Source organism: Rhodoglobus sp. GW821-FHT12B09 (genome assembly GCF_058809925.1).
Map to the genome: position 1 here is coordinate 88,103 of NZ_JBXATB010000005.1, position 24,256 is coordinate 112,358.

Consider the following 24,256-nt stretch of genomic DNA (forward strand, 5'->3'; position numbering starts at 1 on the left):
GCAGGATGCGCCCGCACCCGGCGATATCGTGCTGAGAATATGTGTGATCCTGCTGCGCCCGCGCTCGCCAATAGTTTATCTAGTGTGTTGTAAGGTTGCTAGACAAACCAACGCAGGACGGAGGCGGCTCGACCGTGGATCTTCTCGCGCCCTCGTCCCGTGCAGCTCTGGCTGTCGACGAGGAGCCCCTGGCTGCCGCCATCGAGGCTTCGCTCCCCCGCGTCGGCGCGGTGTCGACGAGTGCGTTCGACCGGGTGATCGCCGCGGTGGATGCCTCGCACTACCTCCTTACGCCGCGCGCAGTCGTGACACCGCGAGACGCGGCCGAGGTCGCCGCGCTGTTCGCGTACGCGGCGGACGGGGGCGAGCCGCTCACGTTCCGCTCGGGCGGCACGTCGCTGTCGGGGCAGGCGTCGACGGGCAGCATCCTCGTCGACACCCGCAAGTTCTTCAGGTCGATCTCCATCGAGGCCGACGGGCGCATCGCGCGAGTGGGCCCCGGGGTGACCGTGCGCCAGGTCAACGCGCGCCTGCTGCGCCACGGCCGCAAGCTCGGGCCCGACCCGGCGAGCGAGATCGCCTGCACCATCGGCGGCGTCGTCGCCAACAACTCCAGCGGCATGGCCTGCGGCACCGAGCAGAACACCTACCGCACGCTGCGCTCCGCAGTAGTCGTGCTACCCAGCGGCACCGTCGTCGACACGTCCCAGCCCGACTCGGTGCTCGCCGAGGCTGAGCCTCGGCTCTGGCGGGCGCTCGCCGACCTGCGGGCGCAGGTGCTCGCCGACCCGGCACTGACAGCGGAGATCGTGCGGCAGTACCAGATCAAGAACACCATGGGCTACGGCATCAACGCCCTCGTCGACCACGAGACTCCGACGCAGATCCTCGCGCACCTCATCGTCGGCAGCGAGGGCACCCTGGGCTTCGTCGCCGAGGCCACGTTCAACACGGTGCCGCTGCACAAGCACGCCGCCACGACGCTGCTGGTGTTCCCCACCCTGCGGGCCGCGACCGACGCCCTCGTCGACATCATCGCCACGGGCCCTGCCACCGTCGAGCTGATGGATGCGGCGTCCCTGCGCGCCGCGCTCGTCGACCCGGAGTCGCGCAACGCCCTGCCCGCGTTCGACATCGTGGACCACTGCGCGCTGCTCGTCGAGTACCAGGCGGCGACGCCTCAGGAGCTCGCGGCCCTGACTCACCACGCCGAGCGGCTGTTCGGCTCCTTGACTCTTGCCGCAGAGCCCGAGCTCACCGACGACGCGAAACACCGGGAATCCCTGTGGCACATCCGGAAAGGCCTCTACGCGACTGTGGCCGGCGCCCGCCCGTCGGGCACCACCGCCCTGCTTGAGGACATCGCCGTCCCCGTCGCCCGACTGTCGGAGACCTGCACGGGGCTGACGCGGCTGTTCGAGGTGCACGGATACGGCGACGCAGTGGTCTTCGGCCACGCGAAGGACGGCAACGTGCACTTCCTGATCAACGAGGACTTCACGAACGAGGGCAACCTCGCCCGCTACCGCGCCTTCACCGAGGACATGGTAGAACTCGTCCTCGGCGCGGGCGGCACCCTGAAGGCCGAGCACGGCACCGGCCGCATCATGGCGCCGTTCGTCGAGCGGCAGTACGGGCCCGTGCTGTACCGCATCATGCTCGACATCAAGCGCGCGTTCGACCCGGCGGGCATCCTGAATCCGGATGCGATCCTCACCATCGACGCAGACCTGCACCTGCGCAACCTCAAGTCCACCCCGACCGTCGAGGTCGAGGTCGACCGCTGCGTCGAGTGCGGCTACTGCGAGCCGGTGTGCCCCAGCAAAGACCTGACCACGACGCCCCGGCAGCGCATCGTCGTCCAGCGCGCGATAGCCGAGGCCGACCTGCGCGGCGACACCGCCCTCGCTAGAGAGCTGCGGGCGGCGCAGGAGTACGAGGTGGTCGATACCTGCGCCGTCGACGGGATGTGCCAAACCGCCTGCCCCGTGCTCATCAACACCGGTGATCTCGTTCGGCGGCTGCGGTCCGAGACTGTCGGCGCCGTCGAGAGCGCGGTGTGGAGCGCGGCGGGGAAGGCGTGGGGCGCCACGACGAAGGTCGCGTCCCTCGCCCTGAGCGTGGCATCCGTCGTCCCTGCCCCGCTCATCACCGGCCCCAACAGGGCCGGGCGCGCTCTGGTGGGCGCGGACACTCTGCCGCTGTGGTCGAAGGACCTGCCGCGCGGCGGAGGTGCGCGCAAGCCCGGTACTACGGGTACAGCCGAGGCCGTGTACTTCCAGGCGTGCGTCGGCACCATGTTCGGACCCGCCGAGGGCGGCGAGGGTGTCGCTGTGGCGTTCCAGTCGCTGGCCGAGAAGGCGGGCATCGGCCTGGTGCGTCCGGACGGCATCGGCAGTCTGTGCTGCGGCACGCCGTGGAAGTCGAAGGGGATGCTCGACGGATACCACGACATGGTCGAGCGCACGGCGGCCGCCCTGTGGGAGGCATCCGATCAGGGTCGTCTGCCGGTGGTGTGCGACAACTCGTCGTGCTCCGAGGGACTGGCGCTCGCGCTCGAGAAGGCGCACCCCGAGCTGCGGGTTGTCGACGCAGTCGACTTCGCCACCGAGCACATCCTGCCACGGCTCGACGTGGAGCAGCGGCTGACCAGCCTGGCGCTGCACCCCACCTGCTCGAGCACCCGCGCGGGCTCCAACCCGAACCTCGCGGTGCTCGCCGGCGCGGTCGCGGCAGAGGTCAGCGTGCCGGTGGACTGGGGCTGCTGCGCGTTCGCGGGCGACCGCGGGATGCTTCATCCGGAGCTCACCGCCAGCGCCACATCGCGCGAATCGGCAGAGGTCGGCTCGGCCGAGTTCGACGCCTATGCCTCTTGCAACCGCACCTGCGAGATCGGGATGACCCGAGCCACCGGTCACCGCTACCAGCACGTGCTCGAAGTGCTCGACGCCGCCTCGGTAGGGCGGAGTTGACGATGGCACTCCACACTGGTTCGCCAGCGACCGCCGCTGTCTACGAACTGGGCGAGGGCGTCATCTGGGACGACCGCGCCGAGCGCGTGCGGTGGGTGGATATCGGCAAGGGCCGGGTCCTGTCCGGCGCGTTGCAGAACGGCCGTATCGAGGACGTGCACGAACTCAGCATCGGCCAGACCGCCGGAGCCGTGGCGCTCGCCGAGGACGGCGGACTGTTGGTGGCGGCAGCTCGCGGCCTCGCGACGGTCTCGGTCGAGGGCGTGCTCTCGTTCGGGCCCGACCTCCTGGGCGACCGCGCGGGCGCTCGGCTCAACGACGGAAGCGCGGATCGGTTCGGAGCTTTCGTCGTCGGCAGCCTCTCCTTGGACGGGGAGACAGGCGATGATGAGCTTCTGCGGGTGTATCCGAACGGCCGGATCGAGACGCTGCGCGAGGGAGTGCGGCTGTCGAACGGCGTCGCCTTCGCGCCGGACGGCCGCACGATCTACCACGTGGACACTCTCGCCCGGACGGTGTCCCGCCACTCATACGGGCCGGGGCCCTTCGATCGGCGCGAGCAGTGGGTCACGGTGCTGGACGAGGGCGATCTGCCCGCGCACCCGGACGGTCTGACCGTCGACGCGGCGGGGATGCTCTGGGTCGCGCAGTACGGAGGCGGCAGTGTGCGCAGGCACTCTCCCTCGGGCGAGCTTCTCGACGTCGTGCACGTCGATGCCGAGCAGGCGACCAGTGCGAGCTTCGTGGGGGCGGACCTCGGCACCCTTGCAATCACGACGGCCCAGGAGGGCCTGGCCACGATCACGGACGGCTCCGGCGCGATCTTCCTTGCCTGCGCCGGCGTCACCGGGCTCCCCGCCCATTGCTGGGCCGGGAGCACCATCAAACCCTACTGGCAGCGGCCAGACACAGAGGAGAGCAGCGCATGAGACTTGTGAGGATCGGGCCGGCCGGGGCCGAGGTGCCGGGCGTCGTCCTGGGAGATGACCTGTTCGTCGACCTGTCGGACGTGGTCGGCGACTTCGACGGACGGTTCTTCGCCTCGGGCGCACTCACGACCCTTGAGTCAGTTGTCGCCCAACGGGTCGCCGCTGGGCGGGTCGAGCCGCTCCACGGCCGCCGCTTCGGCGCCCCTATCGCCCGCCCGCACCAGATCCTGTGCATCGGTCTCAACTACCGCGACCACGCCGCCGAGACCGGCCAGGCCGTGCCGGCAGAGCCGATCCTGTTCACCAAGTCGCCGAACACTCTCATCGGACCGGATGACGACGTGCTCATCCCCCGCGGATCTGCCAAGACCGACTGGGAGGTGGAGCTCGGCATCGTCATCGGCCGTCGCAGCTCGTACCTCGAAGACGAGGCCGCGGCTGCGCGCTCCATCGCCGGTTACGTCCTCGTCAACGACGTGAGCGAGCGCGAGTGGCAGATCGAGCGCGGTGGCCAGTGGTCGAAAGGCAAGTCCGCGCCGACGTTCAACCCCGCCGGGCCCTACCTCGTCACTCCCGACGAGATCGGCAACGTCCTCGACCTCCGTATGACTCTGGACATCGACGGAGAACGCCGCCAGGACGGTTCGACCTCGACGATGATCTTCAGCCCGAACTTCATCGTCCACTACCTCAGCCAGTTCATGGCCCTGGAGCCCGGCGACCTCATCAACACCGGAACACCTCCCGGCGTCGGAATGGGCCAGAACCCTCCCACCTATCTCAAGGGCGGCGAGACCATGACGCTGAGCATGACGCGCCTGGGCACGCAAACCCAGCGCGTGGTGCCGCCGCGACCCGTCGCCTAGGGATCAGGATGGCGCCCGGCGCCCCGAGGGGCTCATCCTCGATCGGTGGCATCTGAACCCCTAGTCCCGCGAGTGGCTTCGCGTCCAAACCGGTTGCGCCACAGCAGGAAGCCCCAGCGGGCTCTGATCAATCAGAGTTGCTGGGGCTTCCTGTCGCTGGCGGAACCGGTGGGATTTGAACCCACGGTGGGCTCTCACCCACACAACTTTTCGAGAGTTGCACCTTCGGCCGCTCGGACACGGTTCCGGGAGAGAGTTTAGTACACGGCGGGCGCGCCTAGTGTCGAGGGATGGAGTTCGTCGTCCTGGGGCTCGCCATCGCGCTGTGGGTGGTCTACCTGGTGCGCCGCCAGCGCGTGTGGCGGGGGCGGCTGGCCGAGGCCATCCCGGTGCACTCCTCGTTCTGGCGGGAGCGCCGGAAGGCGCCGGGCGAGCTGCTGTACGTGGCGATCGGGGACTCCGCGGCGCAGGGCATCGGGGCCAGCCGCCCCGCGCACAGCTACGTGGGGGTGCTCGCGAAGCGGCTCGGGCCGCGGTGGCGGGTCGTGAACCTCGGCATCTCCGGGGCGACGGTGGGCATGGCGATCGAGCGGGAGCTGCCCGCGCTCGCCGGGCTCCAGCCCGACCTCGTGACCGTCAGCATCGGCGCGAACGATATCGCCGGGTTCGACGAGGAGCGGTTCGCCCGCGGCATCCGGGAGCTCTTCGACGCCCTGCCCCCGCACTCGATCGTCGCCGACCTGCCGAGCTTCCACTTCCTGCCGGCGGAGAGGCGGGTGGCGGTGGCGAACCGCATAGTCCGGGATGCCGCGGCGGCCCGCAGCCTCGTCGTCGCGCCGCTGCACGCCCGAACCCGGCGGCAGGGGCTGTGGGGCGTGAGCACGCAGTTCGCGGGAGACCTGTTCCACCCGAACGACCGCGGCTACCGGGTGTGGGCCTCCGCGTTCGAGTCAGCCGTCGACGCGCGGGTGGCCGCGGTGGAGGACGGCGCCCAGGAAGCAGGCTAGGGCGACGACGACGATCCCGCAGCCGATCAGCACCGGCTCGAGCCCCACGGTGAACGGCGCGTATGCTCCGAGTGAGCCGTCCGGCAGCACGTACACGCGGTTGCCCGAGGTGCTCGACGGGGCCATGGGGTGGTCGAGGTAGTCAGCCGTCGTGCGCCAGAGGGCGAGGCATCCCGCGGCAATGGCGATCAGCCCGGCGGCGAGGAGGGCGAGTACCGGCCTCACCGTCGCCACTGCACAGCGTGCACGAAGACGACGCCGGAGAGCGTGGCCAGGCCCACCCCGACAAGCCACGGCGCGATAGCCTGCAGCAGCTGCGGTATCACGTAGAAGGTGACCGTGTTGTCGAGGTTCGGGGAGCTGAGCGCGAGCGTCGAGTAGTAGAGGGCCGCGGCGCCGCCGGCCGTGAAGACGACGGCGAGCGTCCAGAGGACCACGAGCCAGGGGTTGCGGCGCGGCACTTCGACGTCCTCCGGGGGCGGCTCGGCGGGCTCGAAACCCCGCTGGAACGCCGGGTCGTACCGTGAATCCACCACGCTGGCCTCCTCGACTGCGTTGTCGTTGCCCAAGCCTAAGCTTGCCGCATGGCTCGCCCGACAACCCAGTTCCGCTGCACCGAGTGCGGCTGGACGAGCGTCAAGTGGGTGGGCCGCTGCGGCGAGTGCCAGCAGTGGAACACGGTGGTGGATGCCACGGCCCCCGCCGCGCGGGTGACCGCGGTCGCGCCCGTCCGCGGGGCCATGTCGATCACGGAGATCGGCGCGGAGTCGGTCGCGCACTGGCCGAGCGGCATCGCGGAGTTCGACCGGGTGCTCGGCGGCGGCATCGTCCCCGGCGCCGCGATACTGCTGAGCGGCGAGCCGGGCGTCGGCAAGTCAACGCTGCTGCTCGAAGTCGCGTCGCGGGCCGCCGCGTCCGGGCAGCGGGTGCTGTACGTGAGCGCGGAGGAGTCCGTGAGCCAGGTGCGCCTGCGCGCGGAGCGGACGGGAGCTCTCCAGCCGTCGCTCTACCTTGCGGCCGAGACCGACCTCGCGACCATCCTGGGGCAGATCGACCAGGTGTCGCCGCAGCTCGTCATCGTCGACTCGGTGCAGACCGTGGCATCCGGCCTCACCGACGGCCTCGCGGGCGGGCCCTCGCAGGTGCGGGAGGTCGCGTCGACGCTCATCCGCATCAGCAAGGACCGCAACCTCCCGGTGCTGCTCGTCGGCCACGTCACGAAAGACGGCACGATCGCGGGGCCCCGGCTGCTCGAGCACCTCGTGGACGTGGTGCTGCAGTTCGAGGGCGACCGGCAGACGTCGCTGCGGTTCGTCCGCGCGCACAAGAACCGCTTCGGCCCGACCGACGAGGTCGGCTGCTTCGAGATGACCGGCGACGGCATCGCCGAGGTCGCCGACCCGAGCGGGCTGTTCCTCTCCCGCGCCCGCACGCCCACGAGCGGCACGTGCGTCACGATCGCGGTCGAGGGCCGGCGCGCGCTACCGGTCGAGGTGCAGGCGCTCATCGTGAAGTCGCAGGCTCCGCAGCCGCGGCGCGTGGTCAACGGCGTCGACAGCTCGCGGGTGGCGATGCTGCTCGCGGTGCTCGAGCGCCGCGCCGGCCTGCCGCTGAGCGGGTACGACGTGTACGTGTCGACGGTCGGGGGCATCCGCATCACCGAGCCCGGTGCCGACCTCGCGATCGCCCTCGCGATCGCCAGCGCCTACAAGGACAAGGCGTTCCCGGTGACGCAGGCGGTGATCGGGGAGATCAGCCTCGCGGGCGAGATCCGCCCGGCGTCGAACGCGAAGCAGCGCGTGGCGGAGGCGAAGCGGCTGGGCTTCGCGACCGTGATCGACTCTGACGCGATCCACCTGCGCGAGGCGGTGCGGCTCGCGTTCGCGGGCTCGACCGCCGATCGGGTAGACATCCCCGAGTTCTAGCGGGTTGAGTGGGCCGTCCACGCTAGCGGGTTGAGTGGGCGCTCTGGCGCCCGTATCGAAACCCCCAACGCGCCCCGGTTTCGATACGCGCGCCAGAGCGCGCTACTCAACCAGCCTGGTGGTTACGGAGCGGTCAGGACCCAGAGGCCCCAGTCCTCGACCTGCCAGGAGATCCAGCCGTTCTGGCGCTGGAGGCTGACCGCTATCGAGTCCGTCTCCCCCGAGGGCTTCGTCGCTACACAGCTGAACGTGTCGCCGATGAGCAGCGGCGGGGCGGGGCACTCGACGGTCAGCTCGGCACCGAGCGCCGCGGCATCCGCGCGGACCGACTGCTCGACCTCGTGCGCGAAGCTGGCCGGGAACAGCGAGATCAGAATGCCGGGGAGGATCAGGATGCCCGCCAGAACGGCGACCACGGACGACCCGAACACGGCCAGTGGCGCGAAGCCGCGGCCGGTCTCCTTCACGGTCCGGATGCCGCGAGCGACGAGGTATCCCGGCTCCGCCAGCAGCGCCCACCGCGCACGCGCCGGCCTCTCGTGGCCCCACACCTGCAGCAGCAGCTTGTCGTAGGCGGCGAAGCCGAGCACCAGCAGGTACGGCGCGAACACGATGGTCAGCACGAGGGGCAGGTTGCTGCCGAGACCGGTGAGGATCAGTACGACCAGCACGGCGAGCTGGAACAGCGGCATGAGCGCGATTGCCCACGCGGCGCCCGTGTAGGTCTGCATGGTCTTGATGGCGCGCTCGGGCGCGGCCTCCTCGGCGAGAGCGCTGAGCGCGGATGCCGCGGGCACGGCGTTCGCGTGCGAGCTCGCGCGGCGCGGACCGGGGGTGACCTGGTCCAGCGTGTCCTCGAGCGGGGGCTCGAGTTCGCGAAGGGTCATGGCGAGGAGGGGCTGGGCACTCAGCTCGCCCTGCTCGGCGTCGGTGTCCGTGCCCAGCTCGGCCTCGATGAGGTCGTGGCCGGCGAGCTCTGCGGCGGGGATGTCGATGGTGCCGGTTGCGGGCTCGCCGTTCTCGCGGCGCTCGCGCTCGCGCACGTCGCGGCGCGAGGGAAGGGCTTCGTCCTCGTACGCGGTGCGGGCGGCCGGCTGCAGCACGATGGGCGCGCGGGCTTCAGAGGTGTGCTCGGTCCAGGCCTGCGCGTCCCACCAGCGCAGCTGGGGCAGCCCGAGCGGGTCTGGATACCAGCCCGCGGGCACACCGAATTTCTCGTCGTCCACCAGCCAAGACTAACCGCAGCCCTACCCGATAGAAAGTCGGTTCTACCCATTGACACGCCATCGTTACGGCAACCTCCCGGCTACCCGCTTCCGCCGGTTGAGTAGCGCCCTCTGGGGCGCGTATCGAAACCCAGTGCGATCTGGTTTCGATACGGCCGTGCACGGCCTACTCAACCAGCCCTTTCAGGTGCGCGTTGAGCGCCGCCGTGAACTCGTGGTCGATCGCGAGCTCGACCCCGTCCACGGCCCGGATCGGGGCGGCGAGGCGCACGCTCGACACCAGCCACGCGGCATCCGCCCCCAGCAGCGCCTCGGGGCCGGCGAGTTCGTACCCGGTATCCAGGCCCTGCGCCTCCGCGTAGTGGAACACGTTGGCCTGGGTGGTTCCGTCAAGGATGCCCAGGCCGGTGCCCGGCGTCAGCAGCCTGTTTCCCCGGCGGAACACGAGCGTCGAGGTCGGGCCCTCGAGCAGTATCCCGTCGCTCGACACGAACACGACGTCGTCCGCCTCGCGGCGAGCGGCCTCGCGGGCTACCGCCCGGTTGACCGCGTAGCTGAGGGTCTTCGCGCCGGCGAGGAGCCACGGCGCGGTCGCCTCGATGTCGTGGCGGTATCCACGGTCGAGCAGCACGACGCGGATGCCCTCCTTGCGGACCCTCGAGAAGTCCGCCGACGCCGACCCGTAGACCCAGCCGGTCGGCTTGTCATCGCCCTCGACGCCGCGGGTCATGACCGTCTTCACGTACGCCTCGTCGACGGGCTCGAGGGCGTCGACCACCGCGAGAATGGCCGAGCGCCACGCGTCGAGGTCCGGCTCGGGCAGGGCAAGCGTGCGCGCGGAGGCGGCGAATCGGCGCAGGTGGTGCTCGAGGGCCTGCGGCTTGCCGTAACCCACACTGATGGTTTCGAAGATCCCGTCGCCGCGGGTCGCACCCAGGTCCTGGACGCTCAGCTGGGGCGCGGTGGGGTCGGCGAAGTGGAACGCGGGGGCTCCGGGGGCGTGCGCCGGGGCATCCCGAGACGGGCGGTTGAGGATCGCGAGGACTGGCATCGTCACATTCTCCCGCTAACCGCCCTGCACCGGGATGCTCGAGGTGTCGTAGTCCGCGAACCTCCGCGGGATGAACAGCGCGAGCACCACACCGGCGAGCACCACCCCAGCGCCCATGATGAAGACGTAGGCGAAGGCCTCGCGGCTCGGGGTGCCGACGTCGTCGGTGACCACGACGTGGGTGGCCAGGATGATGCCGACCAGCGTCGCCGAGATCGTCGAGCCGAGCGTGCGCATCACGGAGTTCAGTCCGTTCGCCGCCGCGGTCTCGCTCGGCGGCACGGCGCGCATGATGAGCGTCGGCATCGCCGCGTAGGCGAAGCCCACGCCGATGCCGGTGATGGTCGAGACCAGGATGACGTGCCACACCTCGTCGAGGAAGAACACCGCGAGCGTGAAGCCGACAGTGATGATGATGCTGCCGAGGATCAGGCTCGTGCGCGGGCCGCGCGCGGCGGAGAGCCGGGCGGCCACGGGCGACAGGAAGAACATCACGAGGCCGAGCGGCATCAGACAGAGACTCGCAAGGATGAGCGGGAGGCCGAGGCCGACCCCGCTGTCCACGGGCGACTCGAGCACGATCGGCAGCGACGCGGTGCACACGAAGAACGCGAAGCCCACCGCGATCGACGCGAGGTTGGTGAGCAGCACGGTCCGCCGCACGGCCACCCGCAGGTCGACGAGCGGATTGGGCGATCGCAGCTCGAAGAAGCCCCAGCCCACGAGCACCGCCAGCCCGCCGATGAGCAGGGAGAGCGTGAGCGGGCTGGTCCAGCCCCACTCGTTGCCCTTCGAAACGCCGAGCAGTATTCCGACTAGGCCGACCGCCAGCCCGATCGCGCCGACGAGGTCGAAGTGCCCGCCGGTGCGGAGCGTGCTGACCGGGATCACCGTGGCGACCGCGATGATCGCTACCCCGCTCAGCGCGGTCGCGAGCCAGAACAGGAAGTGCCAGTCGAGGTACTGCGCGATGGTCGCGGCGAGCGGGAGACCGAGCGCGCCGCCGACGCCGAGGGTCGCGCTCACGAGGGCGACCGCGCCGCCCAGGTTCTTGGGGTGGATCACGTCGCGCAGGATGCTGATGCCGAGCGCGATCACGCCCAGCCCGATGCCCTGAAGCACACGGCCCACGACCATCGGGATGAGCGAGTTGGAGAGCGCGGCGATGATGCAGCCGACCGCCATGATCACGAGCAGTGTGAGCATGACGCGCCGCTTGCCGTACATGTCGCCGAGGCGGCCGCTGATCGGCGTGGAGATGGCGGCCGCGAGCAGAGTGGCGGTGAGCACCCATGAGGCATCCGCCCGCGTCGTGTCCAGCAGGGTCGGAAGCTCCGGGATGATCGGGGTGACGACCGTCTGCATGAACGCCGCGATGAGGCCCGTCGCGGCGAGCGTCGCGATCATCGCGTTGTCGCTGCGCACCCGGGTGAGGCGCTTGCGCTGCCGCGGTGTGAGGGAGCCCCGCTCGTCGCCGTCGTCCGCTATAACCACTCGTCCGACTCTACCCCCGGGCGTTTGCCGGTCCAGGCCTCCCCGAGCCGCCCGCGCTACAGGTTTCGCGTCGCGCTACAGAAGTCGCTGTAGCGCGACGGGGAACCTGTAGCGCGCCGACCTAGGCGCCGAGCTCGAGTGCGTCGAGCACGTCCTGCGGGGTGGCCTGCATCGCGTGCGGGCCGGCCACGTCGAACCAGACCGACTCAAGCACGCCGAGGTTCGTCGCCAGGAAGTCTTTGAGCGCGGCACCGTCATAGGAGGCGACGGGATGCTCCGGCTCCTCCGGCACCATGGCGACATAGGTCTCGGGCGACGAGAAGAGCAGCAGCATGTACTTGTCCGCGTCCCCTCGGCGGAATACGCGCACTTGCGGCGGACCGTCCACGGGCAGCAGCGGCACGGTCACCATCCCGTTGCGCAGGGCGAGGGCGACGCGCACCGCGTCCTGGGCCTCGAGGGCTTCGGCGAGGTCGGTCATCAGTACAGCAGGAACTGCCGGTCGTTGGTCGACGCGAGGTCACCGAGCGTGACCGTCAGGTGGTAGCTCGCGCCGCCCGCGATGACCTGCTCGCGGGTGGTGGTGCACGTGTCGGTGGAGGAGCGGGTGCGGTCCCAGGTGACGGGCGGGCCGGCCTTGGGCACTCCGGGCATGAGGACGGTGGTTGCCGCGACCGGATCCGTCTGGCAGTCCTTCGACGTCCAGATGAGCTCGTCGCCGCTCGTGACTTTGTACTCCTGCAGGTCGGATCCCGCGCCGATCGAGCACGGCTCGGTCATGAGGCTCTTCAGGGTGAAGGACAGGATCGGGTTCACACCGGCGTCGTAGCTGTTGGAGTCCGTGGTCGCCTCGATGGTGACCTTCTTGGGGTCGCAGGCGACGGCGTCCGCGGGGTTGGTCGAGCCGGGGTTCGCGGCGGCGGAGTTCGAGTTGGTCGCCTTCGGCGTCGGGGCCGGGGCGCCCGAGCCGGGCTTCACGATGATGAGGATGATGATGACCACGACCGCGATGAGGCCCAGGGCCACGACCAGCCGTCGCCGCCAGTAGACACGGCTGGGCTGTGGACCGACCGGGGTGCGGAACGTCGACATGACCACAGGGTAAGCGCGCTCCCGCCGAGGCTCGGGAGGGCACGCGGGGATACGGCTACTGCACCGCCGCGAGGAACCGCTCGTACTCGGCGAGGGTCGGCTCGCGGGTGATCGCGCGCAGCACGAGCTCGTCGACGACGGCGAGGTACTCGTCCATGCGGGCGAGGTCCTGGATGGTGGTGTCCATCGGGTTGGCGCCGACGCGCGCGAAGTTGGCCGCGTAGGCGGGGTAGCCGCCGTAGCGGGCGGCCTCCTCGCGGAGGGCGGGGAGGGCATCCGGGCTCAGGGCGGTGCGCGCGTAGAGGATGGTGCGGGTCTCGGCAAGCTCGACCGCCTGAACGGCCGCCGCCTCCGGCGTGATCCAGTTGAGCAGCACGCCGTCGGCGACGCGGGCGGCGAGGGCGCGCATCTTCGGGCCGAGGGCGCCGACCACGATCGAGGCGGTGGTTCCGGCACGCAGCTCCGCCACCGACTCCTCCACGAGGGCGAGCCCGTGGCGGGCGGCACCGGTCCCGACGCCGAGCGACAGCCGGTCGAGGGGCAGGTCGCCGAGGGCGGAGAGGATGCTCACCGCCGGCCGCCGGTCGAGCGCGATCACCCCCGTGCCGAGGTGGAGCGCCGACGTCGCCCGCGCAACCGCAGCCAGCCCGGCGAGGGAGTCACCGCCCGGAGTGTCGTTGAGCCAGAGTCCGCGGAATCCCGCCGCCTCGATCTGCGGCGCGAGCGCCTCGAGCACGTCGTGGGGCGTCGCCCCGGGCAGGCCGATCGAGACGCGGGAGAGATCCATCAGAGGTGCTTCAGCATGCGGGTGTTGCCGAGGGTGTTCTGCTTCACGCGCGAGAGGTCGAGGAACTCGGCGACGCCCTCGTCGGGAGACAGGGTGAGCTGCACGAACACGTCCGGGGCGACGATGCTCTCGCCGATCGCCTCGAAGCCGTGACGGCCGAAGAACTCCGTCTCGAAGGTGAGGCAGAACAGGCGCGAGAGGCCCAGGGCGCGGGCATCCGCCTCGATGCGCTCGAGGAGGGCGTGGCCGACGCCGGTTCCGCGCGAGGCCCTGTCGACGGCGAGGGTGCGCACCTCGGCGAGGTCCTCCCACATGACGTGGAGGGCGCCGCAGCCGACGATGGTGCCGTCGTCGGTCTCGGCGACGCGGAACTCCTGCACCGCCTCGTAGAACACGACGCGGTCCTTGCCGAGCAGGATGCGCTCCTGCACGTACGGCTCCACGAGGCCCTGGATGAAGGGGACGTCGCTCGTGCGGGCGCTGCGGACTGTGAAGGTCACGGGTTAAAGAGTAAGGCCGGTTGAGCAGCCGCCCGTGGCGTATCGAAACTGGGTTTCGATACGGCCGTGGACGGACTACTCAACCGGCCTTTCTGCCTACGCCTCGACTGCCTCGGGCTCCTTCTCGGGGAGGCCCGCCTGGCGGCCCGTCGTGAAGACGAACTCGCCGTTGGCGAAGTCGACGTGCACGTGGTCGCCGGCGTTCAGCTCGCCGTGCAGGATCTTCTCGCTCAGGGCGTCCTCGACCTCGTGCTGCACCGCGCGGCGCAGCGGTCGCGCACCGAGGGACGGGTCGAAACCGACCTCGATCAGGCGCTCCTTGGCGGGAACTGTCAGCTCCACCGTGAGGTCCCGGTCCATCAGGCGCTCGCTGAGCCGCTTGATGAAGAGGTCCACGATCTGCAGCAGCTCGTCCTTGCTCAGCTGCGGGAAGACGATGGTCTCGTCGACGCGGTTCAGGAACTCGGGCTTGAAGTGCTTCTTGAGCTCCTCGACGACCTTGCCGCGCATCCGGTCGTAGCCGGTGGCGGTGTCGGATGCCGACGTGAAGCCGATGGGCGTTCCCGTGATGTCCTTCGTACCGAGGTTCGTGGTCATGATGATCACGGTGTTCTTGAAGTCGACCACGCGGCCCTGGCCATCCGTCAGGCGTCCCTCTTCCAGGATCTGGAGGAGCGAGTTGAAGATGTCGGGGTGCGCCTTCTCGATCTCGTCGAACAGCACCACGGAGAACGGCTTGCGGCGCACCTTCTCGGTGAGCTGGCCGCCCTCTTCGAAGCCGACGAATCCGGGAGGAGCACCGAACAGCCGCGAGACTGTGTGCTTCTCGCCGTACTCCGACATGTCGAGGGAGATCAGCGCGTCCTCGTCGTCGAACAGGAACTCGGCGAGCGCCTTGGCGAGCTCGGTCTTGCCGACGCCCGTGGGGCCGGCGAAGATGAACGAGCCCGAGGGGCGCTTCGGGTCCTTGAGGCCGGCGCGGGTGCGGCGGATCGTCTTGGAGAGAACCGAGATGGCCTCCTCCTGGCCGATGACGCGCATGTGCAGCGCCTTCTCCATGAAGATGAGCCGGCTCGACTCCTCCTCGGTGAGCTTGAAGACCGGGATGCCCGTGGCCGCAGCCAGCACCTCGGCGATCAGGCCCTCGTCCACCTGTGCGGTGGTGGAGACGTCGCCCGCCTTCCACTGCTTCTCGAGGCGCAGCCGCTCGCCGAGGAGCTTCTTCTCCTCGTCGCGCAGGCTCGCGGCCTTCTCGAAGTCCTGGTCCTCGATCGCGCCTTCCTTCTGCCCGCGAACGGCGGCGATCTTCTCGTCGAACTCGCGGAGCTCCGGCGGCGCGGAGAGGATCGACAGGCGCAGACGGGCGCCGGCCTCGTCGATCAGGTCGATCGCCTTGTCGGGCAGGAACCGGTCGGCCACGTAGCGGTCGGCGAGGTTCGCGGCCGCGACTATCGCGCCGTCGGTGATGGAGACCTTGTGGAACGACTCGTACTTGTCGCGGAGTCCCTTGAGGATGTTGATCGTGTGCGGCAGCGACGGCTCGTGCACCTGCACGGGCTGGAAGCGGCGCTCGAGCGCGGCATCCTTCTCGAAGTGCTTGCGGTACTCGTCGAGGGTCGTCGCACCGATCGTCTGCAGCTCGCCACGGGCCAGCAGCGGCTTGAGGATGCTCGCGGCGTCGATCGCGCCCTCTGCGGCACCCGCGCCGACGAGGGTGTGGATCTCGTCGATGAACGTAATGATGTCGCCGCGGGTGCGGATCTCCTTGGTGACCTTCTTGAGGCGCTCCTCGAAGTCACCGCGGTAGCGGCTGCCGGCGATGAGCGAGCCCAGGTCGAGCGTGTACAGCTGCTTGTCCTTGAGCGTCTCGGGGACGTCGCCGCGCACGATCGCGATGGCGAGGCCCTCGACGACGGCGGTCTTGCCGACGCCGGGCTCGCCGATCAGCACGGGGTTGTTCTTGGAGCGGCGGGAGAGGATCTGCATGACCCGCTCCATCTCCTTCTCGCGGCCGATGACGGGGTCGAGCTTGCCGTCACGTGCTGCCTGCGTGAGGTTGCGGCCGAACTGGTCGAGGATCTGCGAGCCCTTGTCGGGCGCAGCGTCGTTGCCGCCGACGGCGACGGCCTCCTTGCCCTGGTAGCCCGAGAGCAGCTGGATGACCTGCTGGCGCACGCGGTTGAGGTCGGCGCCCAGCTTCACGAGAACCTGGGCTGCGACGCCCTCGCCCTCGCGGATGAGGCCGAGCAGGATGTGCTCGGTGCCGATGTAGTTGTGGCCGAGCTGCAGCGCCTCGCGCAGGGACAGCTCGAGGACCTTCTTGGCGCGCGGCGTGAACGGGATGTGGCCCGTCGGCTGCTGCTGGCCCTGGCCGATGATGTCCTGGACCTGCTCGCGAACCGCGTCGAGGGAGATGTTGAGCGACTCGAGCGCCTTGGCGGCTACGCCCTCACCCTCGTGGATGAGGCCGAGCAGGATGTGCTCGGTGCCGATGTAGTTGTGGTTGAGCATCTTGGCCTCTTCCTGGGCCAGGACGACGACGCGACGAGCTCGGTCGGTGAATCTTTCGAACATCTCTACTCCTTAGGCGCCGGGCAGGATTTCGGTGCCGATATAGAGAGAGTAACCAGCGGGGGCCCGCAATAGTCCGGTGTTCGCCCTCGGCGTGACCGTGTTTCCCGTTCTCCACAGTTCTTGATGGCCGGCCGTCAATCTGCTCGAAGTGCATGCACACTGGGCTATCTGCATGCAATACAATTGTGGGATGGGAGTTACTGTGCAAGTGCGCGACCTGGATGAGCAGGTACAGCTGATCCTGCGGGACACCGCTGCCCGCGAGGGCATCTCGCTCTCGGCATACCTCCGGCGGGAGTTGACCCGCATGGCGCGCGGCCTTGAGGTGGAAGCCCGAGCCGACGCGCTGGAGAACCCCGAGAACGTGAACCGGTTCGGTATTCCGATCGGGTTCTCCGGCCTCAGTCCGGACGAGCTCGTGGCCGTGATCCGCGAGGGCCGTGGCGAGTGACCTCATTCGTGATCGATGCGTCATGCTTCGAGACCGGCTCGGATCTCGCACGCGCGGCCCAGCGCGTTTACGCTCCCGACCTCATTGACCTGGAGATAGCGAACGTCCTCAGGAAGACCGTGCTGCGACAGCAGCGCACGTCCCACGAGGCCACCAAGGCCTTCCTCGCTTGGCTCTCCAACGACGTTCGCCGAGTGTCGCACCGCGGGCACGCGGCCACCGTCTGGGAGTTGCGCCATAGCATCACCCCGTACGACGCCGCGTACGTGGCCCTGGCAATGCACCTGGGCCTGCCCCTCCTCACCGGCGATCGTCGACTGGCGGCCGCAGCAAGTGCATTCTGCGAGGTTGAAGCGCTCTAGGAGCAGCCGTCACCCCTGGAAGGTCGCGACCGCCAGGCCGAACGTGATCGACGCGCCCGCGGCATCCGTGCAGGTGGCGGCGCCCGCGGCGACCGTGCAGGTGAAGCTCTCGGGGTCGTGGCTGACCACGAGAGTCTGGTTGTCCTTCAGCACCTTGGTCGCGCCGGCGAAGTCGGAGGCGCCGCTGCCGCAGCCCTCGAAGCCCGTCGTTCCCGTCATGAAGACCTTGTAGTTGATGCCTGCCGAGTAGCCGTCGGCGAGGTAGCCGTCCGATCCGTCGCAGTCCGCGGCGGGACGGGCGTAGGTGACGAGGCTCTCGCTGCCCGGTGTGACCGCGCAGATGACGCCGCCGCTGTCTCCGCTGAACACCCACACGTCGCACCGCACGGCCTTCGAGTCGTCCGTGTAGAAGCCGTAGTGGCCCTTCCAGAATCCATCGGCGTCGACGACGCCGGGAGTGCCGTCGAGGAGGAAGTCGGCGGGGTCGACCGTCTCGGGGGCCTCCTCCGTGGGGGTGGGGGTCGAGGGCGCCGACGTCGCGCCCTGCGACCCGGGAGCGGCGGTGGGCTCGGGGGCCTCGGGGGTGCAACCCGCGAGGAGGAGCGCGACGGCAAGGGCGGCGGCAACGCGGACTGGCAGTGACATGCGCTCAGGATAGGGGGCCGCGGCGGGAGCCCAACAGGGGGATTTGGCGGACTGGGCCGTCCACCTACGCTGGAGCCGTGGAAGATCTGCTGCGGGAGCTGACGGAGCCGTTCGCGCGGATCACGGCCGACCGGGCATCCGCCCTGCTCGACGAGCACTGGGGCATTGCGGCGGTGGCGCTCGACCGGCTGGACACCGAGCGGGACGACTCGTTCCGGGTGCGCGGCGCTGTCGACCGCCTGCTCAAGATCGCGCACCCCCTCGACGATGCGGAGTACGTCGCGCTGCAGACCGAGGCCATGGCGAGGGTCGGGGCCGTCGGGCTGCCCGTGCAGTCCGTCCTCGGCACCGTCACCGTCGACGGGCGCATCGCGCGGCTGCTCACTTGGCTTCCCGGGGCCCTCATGCGCGACACCCCCTACGGGCTCGACGAGGTGGCCGCCACCGGCGCGAGCCTCGCCCGCGCGGCCGCGGCCCTCGCGGGCTTCGAGCACGCCGGCGCGCACCGCACCTTCGCCTGGGACCTGCAGAGCTTCGACGCGCTGCGAGGGCTCGGGCATCCCGACGCCCTCGACGCGGTCTTCGACCGGTTCGCTGCGCTCGACCTGGCCGCGCTGCCGCACCAGGTGATCCACAACGACTTCCACCCGGGCAACCTGCTCGTGGATGCCGACGACCCCGCCTGGATCACGGGAATCCTCGACTTCGGCGACACCGTGCACGCTCCGCGGGTGCAGGATCTCGCCGTCGCGCTCGCGTACCTCCTGCCCGACGGCGCGGACCCGTCAGCCACCATCGCGGCCTTCGTCGCGGGCTACGAGGGCGTGACCCGGCTCCTGCCCGCGGAGCTCGAGGCGCTGCCGGTGCTCATCGCCGCGCGACTGGCGCAGCGCATCATCCTCCCGCCCCTTCTCGAGCCGGGCCTCATCCCCTCGCCGTCGCTCCTCCGCACCCTCGAAAGGCTCTGACATGGCCGGACCCGCCACCTACTTCGACCCCGCCAGCGCTGGCCGACTGGATGCCGCGACGCGAGACCTCGTCGAGCGCCGCTCGCGCGTGCTGGGCTCCGCCTACCGCCTGTTCTACGACGACCCGGTGCAGCTCGTGCGCGGGGAGGGGACCAAGGTCTTCGACGCCAACGGGGTCGAGTACCTCGACGCGTACAACAACGTGCCGTCGGTCGGCCACGCGCATCCCCGCGTCACGGCGGCCATGGCGAAGCAGGCGGGGCTGCTGACCACGCACACGCGGTACCTCTCCGAGGGCATCGTGTCGTACGCGGAGGACCTGCTCTCGACTCTGCCCGAGTCGATCGACAACATCATGTTCACGTGCACCGGCTCCGAGGCGAACGACCTCGCACTGCGCATGGCGAAGCTCGTGACCGGTGGCTCCGGCGTGATCGTGAGCCTCAACGCGTACCACGGGGTCACCACCGAGATCGCGGCGATCTCGCCGTCGCTGGGCGGCATCGAGTCCGTCGCGGAATGGGCGCGCGTCGTGCGGGCGCCGGGGACGGGCGTCGACTTCGCGGAGGCGGTCGAGGCCACTCTCTCCGAGTTGGAGGTGTTCGGCATCCGGCCGGCCGCCCTGATCGTGGACACGGTCTTCGCCTCCGACGGCGTCTACCCCGACGTGCCCGGACTCGCGCGCGCGATCACCGCCGTGCGGAAGGCGGGCGGGCTGTTCATCGCGGACGAGGTGCAGCCGGGCTTCGGCCGCCTCGGCCGCGGCATGTGGGGCTTCGAGCGGTACGGCATCGTGCCCGACCTGGTCACGGTGGGCAAGCCCATGGGCAACGGGCAGCCGATCGCCGCGGTCATGGCGCCGCACGGGCTCATCGACCGCTTCAACGAGAGCTCGCGGTACTTCAACACCTTCGGCGGTAGCTCCGTCTCGATCGCGGCGGCGCAGGCCACGCTCGACGTGCTGCGCGACGAGAACCTCATCGAGAACGCCCGTGACGTGGGCGGGTACCTGCTGACGGAACTGCGCCGGATGCCCTTCCTCGAGGTCCGCGGGGCGGGCCTGTTCATCGGCGCCCAGCTCGAGAGCGCCGACCGCGCCGTGAAGGCCGTGAACGACCTGCGCGAGCGCCGGGTGCTGCTCTCCGCGTCCGGGGCCGCGAACGACACCCTCAAGATCCGGCCGCCGCTGCCGTTCTCGCGGGGCGACGCCGACCGGCTGCTCACGGAGCTCGCGGCCGTGCTGCGGTAGGCGGGTTGAGTAGGGCGCTCTAGCGCGCGTATCGAAACCGGCGTTCGTGAGGTTCGCGGCGTTAGGCGGGAGGCTCGCGGCCGTGCTGCGGTAGCTGGAGCCCGTGCGGAGGTTTCGACATCATGCGGCGCTCGTGGCGGGCGCATGGTGTCGAAAGGTCCGCATGGGGCAGGACAGGGATGCGTCGTACGCTTCTTCTGTGAGCAACCTCGAGAAGGACCCGGTGGAGATCGACGAGGTGTCGACCGGCTCGAGCGGCGCCGTCACCGTGCTCGACCCCCGCGACGTGCCGCTCGGCGGCCCTCGCGCGATGACCGTGCGCCGCACCCTCCCCCAGCGCTCGCGATCCCTGATCGGCGCGTGGTGCTTCATCGACCACTACGGCCCCGACCTGGTGTCAGAGCGGGGCGGGATGCTCGTGCCCCCGCACCCGCACACCGGGCTGCAGACCGTGAGCTGGTTGTTCGCGGGCGAGATCGACCACCGCGACAGCGTCGGCAGCCACGCCCCGGTGCGGCCGGGCGAGCTCAACCTCATGACCGCGGGCGCGGGCATCGCGCACTCGGAGGTCTCGACGGCCGCCACCACTGTGCTGCACGGGGCGCAGCTGTGGGTGGCGCTGCCGGAGTCCGCGCGCAACGGCAGCCCGGCGTTCGAGTCGTACGTGCCGCAGCCCTTCGCCGTCGGGGCGGCCACCGTGCGGGTGTTCATCGGGGAGCTGGCGGGCGCGGCATCCTCGGCCACCGTCTTCAGCCGCCTGCTCGGGGCGCAAGTCGACCTGCCCGCCGGCGCGAGCGTGACGTTCGACGTGGATGCGGGCTTCGAGCACGGCATCCTGGTCGACGCGGGGGATGTCGTCGTGGAGGGCGTCGCCGTGCCGGTCTCGCACCTCGGCTACGTGCCGCAGGGCCGGAGCACGCTCACCATCGAGACCGGCGCCGAGGCGGCGCGGGTGCTGCTGCTGGGCGGGGAGCCGCTGGGCGAGCGCATCGTGATGTGGTGGAACTTCATCGGCCGCACGCACGAGGAGATCGTCGAGTACCGCGACGCGTGGCAGCGCGACGTGATCGCGGGCGGCAACCCGCTCGGCCGGTTCGGCACCGTCGACTACGACGGCAGCCCGCTGCCCGCGCCGGAGCTGCCGGTGAACGTGCGGCTCAGCCCTCGCGGGTAGCGTCGGCCTTGGCCGGGAGGCCGAGCTTCGCGCGCTCCTCCGCCTCGATGCGCGCGTAGGCCTTGCGCTCGGTGCGGTCGGAGCGGATGATCGCGCGCATCACGAACCAGAAGATGAGGCCCACGAGGATCGTCGGGATCACCGAGAAGATCGCGTTCGACCAGAAGTCCTGTGGCATCTACCCAGCGTAACTCTTGATGAAGAACACGATGGCGACGACCACCAGGATCAGCGCAAGACCGAGGCCCGTAATGAGTCGCGACGTTCGGCGATCCACTACGAGCCCTTGGTGATGACTCCGACGAGTCCGGTGATCACGAGGTAGAGGCCGATGCCGCCCACGATCACCCAGATCGCAATCCGGGTGAACGAAATGGGCTGCTTCTTCTTCCCCTCCGCGGGAACCTTCGGGTCGCTCATGCCCCCAGTCTAGGACGGGTTGCCGAAGCGCTTCCGGTACCGCTACTTGACGAGCGGGAAGAGGATCGTCTCGCGGATGCCCAGGCCGGTGATCGCCATGAGCAGGCGGTCGATCCCGAGTCCGATGCCGCCGGTGGGGGGCATCCCGTGCTCAAGGGCGCGCAGGAACTCCTCGTCGAGCCGCATGGCCTCGACGTCGCCCTTGCTCGCGAGCTTCGCCTGCTCGACGAAGCGCTCGCGCTGGATCACGGGATCGACGAGCTCCGAGTAGCCGGTCGCGAGCTCGAAGCCGCGGATGTAGAGGTCCCACTTCTCCACGACGCCCTTGATGCTGCGGTGGTCGCGGACGAGGGGGCTCGTGTCGACGGGGAAGTCCATGACGAACGTGGGGCGCACGAGGTCGACCTTCACGTAGTGCTCCCACAGCTCCTCCACGAGCTTGCCGTGGGTGGGGTGGTCCACCTCGATGCCGATCTTGTCGGCGTGCTCCTTGAGGTAGGCGTAGTCGCTCTCCGGCGTGATCTCCAGCCCGGATGCCGCACTCGCCGACTCGTACATGCTCACCCGGTCCCACTCGCCGCCCAGGTCGTACTCGGTGCCGTCGGCCCACGTGACCGTGAGCTGGCCGGCCACGGCAAGCGCGGCGTTCTGCACGAGCTCCTGCGTGAGATCGGCCATCCGGTTGTAGTCGCCGTAGGCCTCGTACGCCTCCAGCATCGCGAACTCGGGCGAGTGCGTGGAATCCGCGCCCTCGTTGCGGAAGTTGCGGTTGATCTCGAAGACGCGGTCGATGCCGCCCACGACGGCCCTCTTGAGGAACAGCTCGGGCGCGATGCGCAGGAACAGCTCGGTGTCGAACGCGTTGCTGTGCGTGACGAACGGGCGGGCGGATGCACCGCCGTGCATCGTCTGAAGCATCGGGGTCTCGACCTCGAGGTAGTGCTGGCTGGCGAACGTGCTCCTGAGGCTCGCGTTGACCTTCGCGCGGGCCCGCACGGTGAACCGCGCCTGCTCGCGCACGATCAGGTCGAGGAAGCGGCTGCGCACGCGCGCCTCGTCGCTCAGCTCGGAGTACATGTTCGGCAGTGGCATGACGGCCTTGGCGGCGATCCTCCACTCCTTCACGAGCACGCTCAGCTCGCCGCGGCGGCTCGAGATGACCTCGCCCCTGACGAACAGGTGGTCGCCCAGGTCGACGAACTCCTTGAACTCGTCGAGCGACTCCTCGCCCACCTCGGCGAGGCTCACCATCGCCTGGATGCGGCTGCCGTCGCCCGACTGCAGTGTCGCGAAGCACAGCTTGCCGGTGTTGCGCTGGAACACCACGCGGCCGGCGATGCCCACGGTCTCGCCGGTGGTGTCGTCGGCCTGCAGCTCGTCGAAGCGCTCGCGGAGCGCCGGGATCGTCGTCGTGATCGGCACGGACACCGGGTACGCCTCGCGCCCCGACTCGATGAGCCGCTCGCGCTTGCCCAGCCGCACGGCCTTCTGCTCGAAGATGTCCTCGGGAGTGGGCTCGGCTGGGGTCTCGGTCTCGTCGCTCATAACCCGTCAATCCTACGGGCGGGTTGAGTGGGCCGCCCGCGGGTGGGTTGAGTGGGCCGCCCGCGGGTGGGTTGAGTAGGCCGCCCGCGGCCGTATCGAAACCCCAACCCCGAACTCGCGGTTTCGATACGCGCGCCAGAGCGCGCTACTCAACCCGCCACGGCAGCGCTCAGCCCAGGTACACCGTCTCGTTGTCGATCAGGCGGGTTTCGCCGAGTTTGGCGGCCACGATGGCGATCGCCGGCCCCCGGTAGCCGTCATCGACGGGCAGGAAGGTCTTGGGATGCACGAACTTCAGGTAGTCGAGGGCGACGAGCGACTCGCCCATAAGAGCGCCCTGCGCCGCGGCGAGTGCGGCGTCGAGACCGCTGTCGGCCGCGGAGGCAGCAGCGTCGAGCGCGGCGGAGAGTGTGCGGGCCGCGCGGCGCTCACGCGCGTCGAGGAACCGGTTGCGGCTGGAGAGGGCGAGGCCGTCGTCCTCCCGCACCGTCTCGATGGGCTCGATGCGCACCGGCAGGTTCAGGTCGACGACCATGCGGCGAACGAGGAAGAGCTGCTGGGCGTCCTTCTGGCCGAATGTCGCGATGTCGGGCGTGACGATGTCGAGCAGCTTGGCGACGACGGTCAGCACGCCGTCGAAGTGGCCGGGGCGCGACGCGCCCTCGAACAGGGTGCCGACCTTGCCCGCGGTGATGATGGTCTCGGTGGGGCCGTCCGGGTACATCTCCTCGACTGACGGCGCGAACACGTAGTCGACGCCCTCGAGCTTCTCCACGTCGGCCTCGAGCGTGCGGGGGTAGCGATCGAGGTCCGCTGCGACCGTGAACTGGGTCGGGTTGACGAAGATCGACACGACCCGCACGTCAGCGACCTCGGCCGCTCGTACGACATGGGCGAGGTGCCCCTCGTGCAGCGCCCCGAGCGTCGGGGTCAGGGCGATGGACTTGCCGTTGGCGCGCTCGGCGGCGATCGCCTCCCGCATCCCCCGGATCGTCTCGATCACGACAGGCGTACTCACG

General features: G+C 69.8%; 25 protein-coding genes and 1 tRNA gene. 10 read left to right on the forward strand and 16 right to left on the reverse strand.

Going from position 1 to position 24,256, the window contains the following annotated elements; all coding sequences use genetic code 11:
• Positions 1-134: 134 nt before the first annotated feature.
• From AC1RTC_RS11400 to AC1RTC_RS11410, 3 genes are read left to right on the forward strand one after another with little or no spacing between them, the layout of a single operon-like run.
• Positions 135-2,972 (forward strand): FAD-binding and (Fe-S)-binding domain-containing protein, encoded by a 2,838-nt coding sequence (locus AC1RTC_RS11400; RefSeq protein ID WP_493155723.1) that lies wholly within the window; start codon positions 135-137, stop codon positions 2,970-2,972.
• 2 nt (positions 2,973-2,974) lie between these two features.
• Positions 2,975-3,901 carry an SMP-30/gluconolactonase/LRE family protein gene (locus tag AC1RTC_RS11405; RefSeq protein ID WP_493155725.1) on the forward strand — a complete coding sequence of 309 codons (927 nt, stop codon included), beginning with the start codon at positions 2,975-2,977 and terminating at the stop codon, positions 3,899-3,901.
• A complete protein-coding gene (locus AC1RTC_RS11410; protein ID WP_493155727.1) occupies positions 3,898-4,767 on the forward strand; it encodes a fumarylacetoacetate hydrolase family protein in 870 nt (289 codons plus the stop codon). Before AC1RTC_RS11405 ends, AC1RTC_RS11410 begins: the two co-directional genes overlap by 4 nt.
• A gap of 157 nt (positions 4,768-4,924) precedes the next feature.
• Here the strand turns inward: AC1RTC_RS11410 and AC1RTC_RS11415 are convergent.
• Positions 4,925-5,014: transfer RNA gene (locus tag AC1RTC_RS11415), tRNA-Ser, on the reverse strand.
• 43 nt (positions 5,015-5,057) lie between these two features.
• Between AC1RTC_RS11415 and AC1RTC_RS11420 the strand changes: the two genes are divergently transcribed.
• A complete protein-coding gene (locus AC1RTC_RS11420) occupies positions 5,058-5,774 on the forward strand; it encodes an SGNH/GDSL hydrolase family protein (RefSeq protein ID WP_493155729.1) in 717 nt (238 codons plus the stop codon).
• Here AC1RTC_RS11420 and AC1RTC_RS11425 read toward each other — a convergent pair.
• A complete protein-coding gene (locus tag AC1RTC_RS11425) occupies positions 5,718-5,999 on the reverse strand; it encodes a hypothetical protein (protein ID WP_493155730.1) in 282 nt (93 codons plus the stop codon). The genes AC1RTC_RS11420 and AC1RTC_RS11425 overlap by 57 nt on opposite strands.
• The gene (locus AC1RTC_RS11430; protein WP_493155731.1) at positions 5,996-6,310 is read right to left on the reverse strand and encodes a hypothetical protein; all 315 of its coding nucleotides are present in this window, start codon (positions 6,308-6,310) and stop codon (positions 5,996-5,998) included. Before AC1RTC_RS11430 ends, AC1RTC_RS11425 begins: the two co-directional genes overlap by 4 nt.
• A gap of 48 nt (positions 6,311-6,358) precedes the next feature.
• On the opposite strand from AC1RTC_RS11430, the gene radA reads away from it, so the two are divergent.
• Positions 6,359-7,699, forward strand: a complete 1,341-nt coding sequence (radA, locus tag AC1RTC_RS11435; protein WP_493155733.1) for a DNA repair protein RadA — start codon at positions 6,359-6,361, stop codon at positions 7,697-7,699.
• Positions 7,700-7,821: 122 nt separating this feature from the next.
• Here radA and AC1RTC_RS11440 read toward each other — a convergent pair whose 3' ends face one another.
• From AC1RTC_RS11440 to AC1RTC_RS11475, 8 genes are all read right to left on the reverse strand, one after another.
• Positions 7,822-8,925, reverse strand: a complete 1,104-nt coding sequence (locus tag AC1RTC_RS11440) for a DUF2510 domain-containing protein (RefSeq protein WP_493155735.1) — start codon at positions 8,923-8,925, stop codon at positions 7,822-7,824.
• Positions 8,926-9,091: 166 nt separating this feature from the next.
• Complete coding sequence (locus tag AC1RTC_RS11445) at positions 9,092-9,976, reverse strand: aminotransferase class IV (RefSeq protein WP_493155737.1); 885 nt, start codon at positions 9,974-9,976, stop codon at positions 9,092-9,094.
• A gap of 15 nt (positions 9,977-9,991) precedes the next feature.
• Positions 9,992-11,470 (reverse strand): MFS transporter, encoded by a 1,479-nt coding sequence (locus AC1RTC_RS11450; RefSeq protein ID WP_493155739.1) that lies wholly within the window; start codon positions 11,468-11,470, stop codon positions 9,992-9,994.
• Between the two features lie 121 nt (positions 11,471-11,591).
• Positions 11,592-11,951, reverse strand: a complete 360-nt coding sequence (locus AC1RTC_RS11455; RefSeq protein ID WP_493155741.1) for an SseB family protein — start codon at positions 11,949-11,951, stop codon at positions 11,592-11,594.
• A complete protein-coding gene (locus AC1RTC_RS11460) occupies positions 11,951-12,562 on the reverse strand; it encodes a hypothetical protein (protein WP_493155743.1) in 612 nt (203 codons plus the stop codon). The genes AC1RTC_RS11455 and AC1RTC_RS11460 overlap by 1 nt, the downstream gene beginning before the upstream one ends.
• A gap of 55 nt (positions 12,563-12,617) precedes the next feature.
• Complete coding sequence (locus AC1RTC_RS11465) at positions 12,618-13,349, reverse strand: LLM class flavin-dependent oxidoreductase (RefSeq protein WP_493155745.1); 732 nt, start codon at positions 13,347-13,349, stop codon at positions 12,618-12,620.
• On the reverse strand, positions 13,349-13,849 hold the full coding sequence (locus AC1RTC_RS11470) for an amino-acid N-acetyltransferase (protein ID WP_493155747.1): 501 nt from the start codon (positions 13,847-13,849) through the stop codon (positions 13,349-13,351). The genes AC1RTC_RS11465 and AC1RTC_RS11470 overlap by 1 nt, the downstream gene beginning before the upstream one ends.
• Before the next feature lie 96 nt (positions 13,850-13,945).
• Positions 13,946-16,423, reverse strand: a complete 2,478-nt coding sequence (locus tag AC1RTC_RS11475; RefSeq protein ID WP_493155749.1) for an ATP-dependent Clp protease ATP-binding subunit — start codon at positions 16,421-16,423, stop codon at positions 13,946-13,948.
• A gap of 208 nt (positions 16,424-16,631) precedes the next feature.
• Here AC1RTC_RS11475 and AC1RTC_RS11480 point away from each other — a divergent pair, with 208 nt between their 5' ends.
• Both AC1RTC_RS11480 and AC1RTC_RS11485 read left to right on the forward strand, forming a co-directional pair.
• Positions 16,632-16,874: a hypothetical protein gene (locus AC1RTC_RS11480; RefSeq protein WP_493155751.1), complete on the forward strand. Its 243-nt coding sequence runs from the start codon at positions 16,632-16,634 to the stop codon at positions 16,872-16,874.
• The gene (locus AC1RTC_RS11485) at positions 16,871-17,236 is read left to right on the forward strand and encodes a type II toxin-antitoxin system VapC family toxin (RefSeq protein ID WP_493155753.1); all 366 of its coding nucleotides are present in this window, start codon (positions 16,871-16,873) and stop codon (positions 17,234-17,236) included. The genes AC1RTC_RS11480 and AC1RTC_RS11485 overlap by 4 nt, the downstream gene beginning before the upstream one ends.
• Positions 17,237-17,245: 9 nt before the next feature.
• On the opposite strand, the gene AC1RTC_RS11490 is transcribed toward AC1RTC_RS11485, so the two are convergent.
• The gene (locus AC1RTC_RS11490; protein WP_493155755.1) at positions 17,246-17,881 is read right to left on the reverse strand and encodes a hypothetical protein; all 636 of its coding nucleotides are present in this window, start codon (positions 17,879-17,881) and stop codon (positions 17,246-17,248) included.
• 77 nt (positions 17,882-17,958) lie between these two features.
• Between AC1RTC_RS11490 and AC1RTC_RS11495 the strand changes: the two genes are divergently transcribed.
• From AC1RTC_RS11495 to AC1RTC_RS11505, 3 genes are all read left to right on the forward strand, one after another.
• Positions 17,959-18,849 (forward strand): phosphotransferase, encoded by an 891-nt coding sequence (locus tag AC1RTC_RS11495; protein WP_493155757.1) that lies wholly within the window; start codon positions 17,959-17,961, stop codon positions 18,847-18,849.
• A 1-nt stretch (position 18,850) separates the two neighbouring features.
• Complete coding sequence (locus tag AC1RTC_RS11500) at positions 18,851-20,098, forward strand: aspartate aminotransferase family protein (RefSeq protein WP_493155759.1); 1,248 nt, start codon at positions 18,851-18,853, stop codon at positions 20,096-20,098.
• A 199-nt stretch (positions 20,099-20,297) separates the two neighbouring features.
• Positions 20,298-21,272 carry a pirin family protein gene (locus AC1RTC_RS11505; RefSeq protein ID WP_493155761.1) on the forward strand — a complete coding sequence of 325 codons (975 nt, stop codon included), beginning with the start codon at positions 20,298-20,300 and terminating at the stop codon, positions 21,270-21,272.
• On the opposite strand, the gene AC1RTC_RS11510 is transcribed toward AC1RTC_RS11505, so the two are convergent.
• The 4 genes from AC1RTC_RS11510 to panC all read right to left on the reverse strand — a co-directional run bounded on the left by AC1RTC_RS11510 (position 21,256) and on the right by panC (position 24,255).
• Positions 21,256-21,450 (reverse strand): hypothetical protein, encoded by a 195-nt coding sequence (locus AC1RTC_RS11510; protein ID WP_493155763.1) that lies wholly within the window; start codon positions 21,448-21,450, stop codon positions 21,256-21,258. The genes AC1RTC_RS11505 and AC1RTC_RS11510 overlap by 17 nt on opposite strands.
• Positions 21,451-21,548: 98 nt before the next feature.
• Positions 21,549-21,692 carry a hypothetical protein gene (locus AC1RTC_RS11515; protein WP_493155765.1) on the reverse strand — a complete coding sequence of 48 codons (144 nt, stop codon included), beginning with the start codon at positions 21,690-21,692 and terminating at the stop codon, positions 21,549-21,551.
• 42 nt (positions 21,693-21,734) lie between these two features.
• Positions 21,735-23,237, reverse strand: coding sequence for a lysine--tRNA ligase (lysS, locus tag AC1RTC_RS11520; protein WP_493155766.1), 1,503 nt, complete (start codon positions 23,235-23,237; stop codon positions 21,735-21,737).
• A gap of 169 nt (positions 23,238-23,406) precedes the next feature.
• Positions 23,407-24,255, reverse strand: coding sequence for a pantoate--beta-alanine ligase (panC, locus tag AC1RTC_RS11525; RefSeq protein WP_493155768.1), 849 nt, complete (start codon positions 24,253-24,255; stop codon positions 23,407-23,409).
• Between the last annotated feature and the right edge of the window lies 1 nt (position 24,256).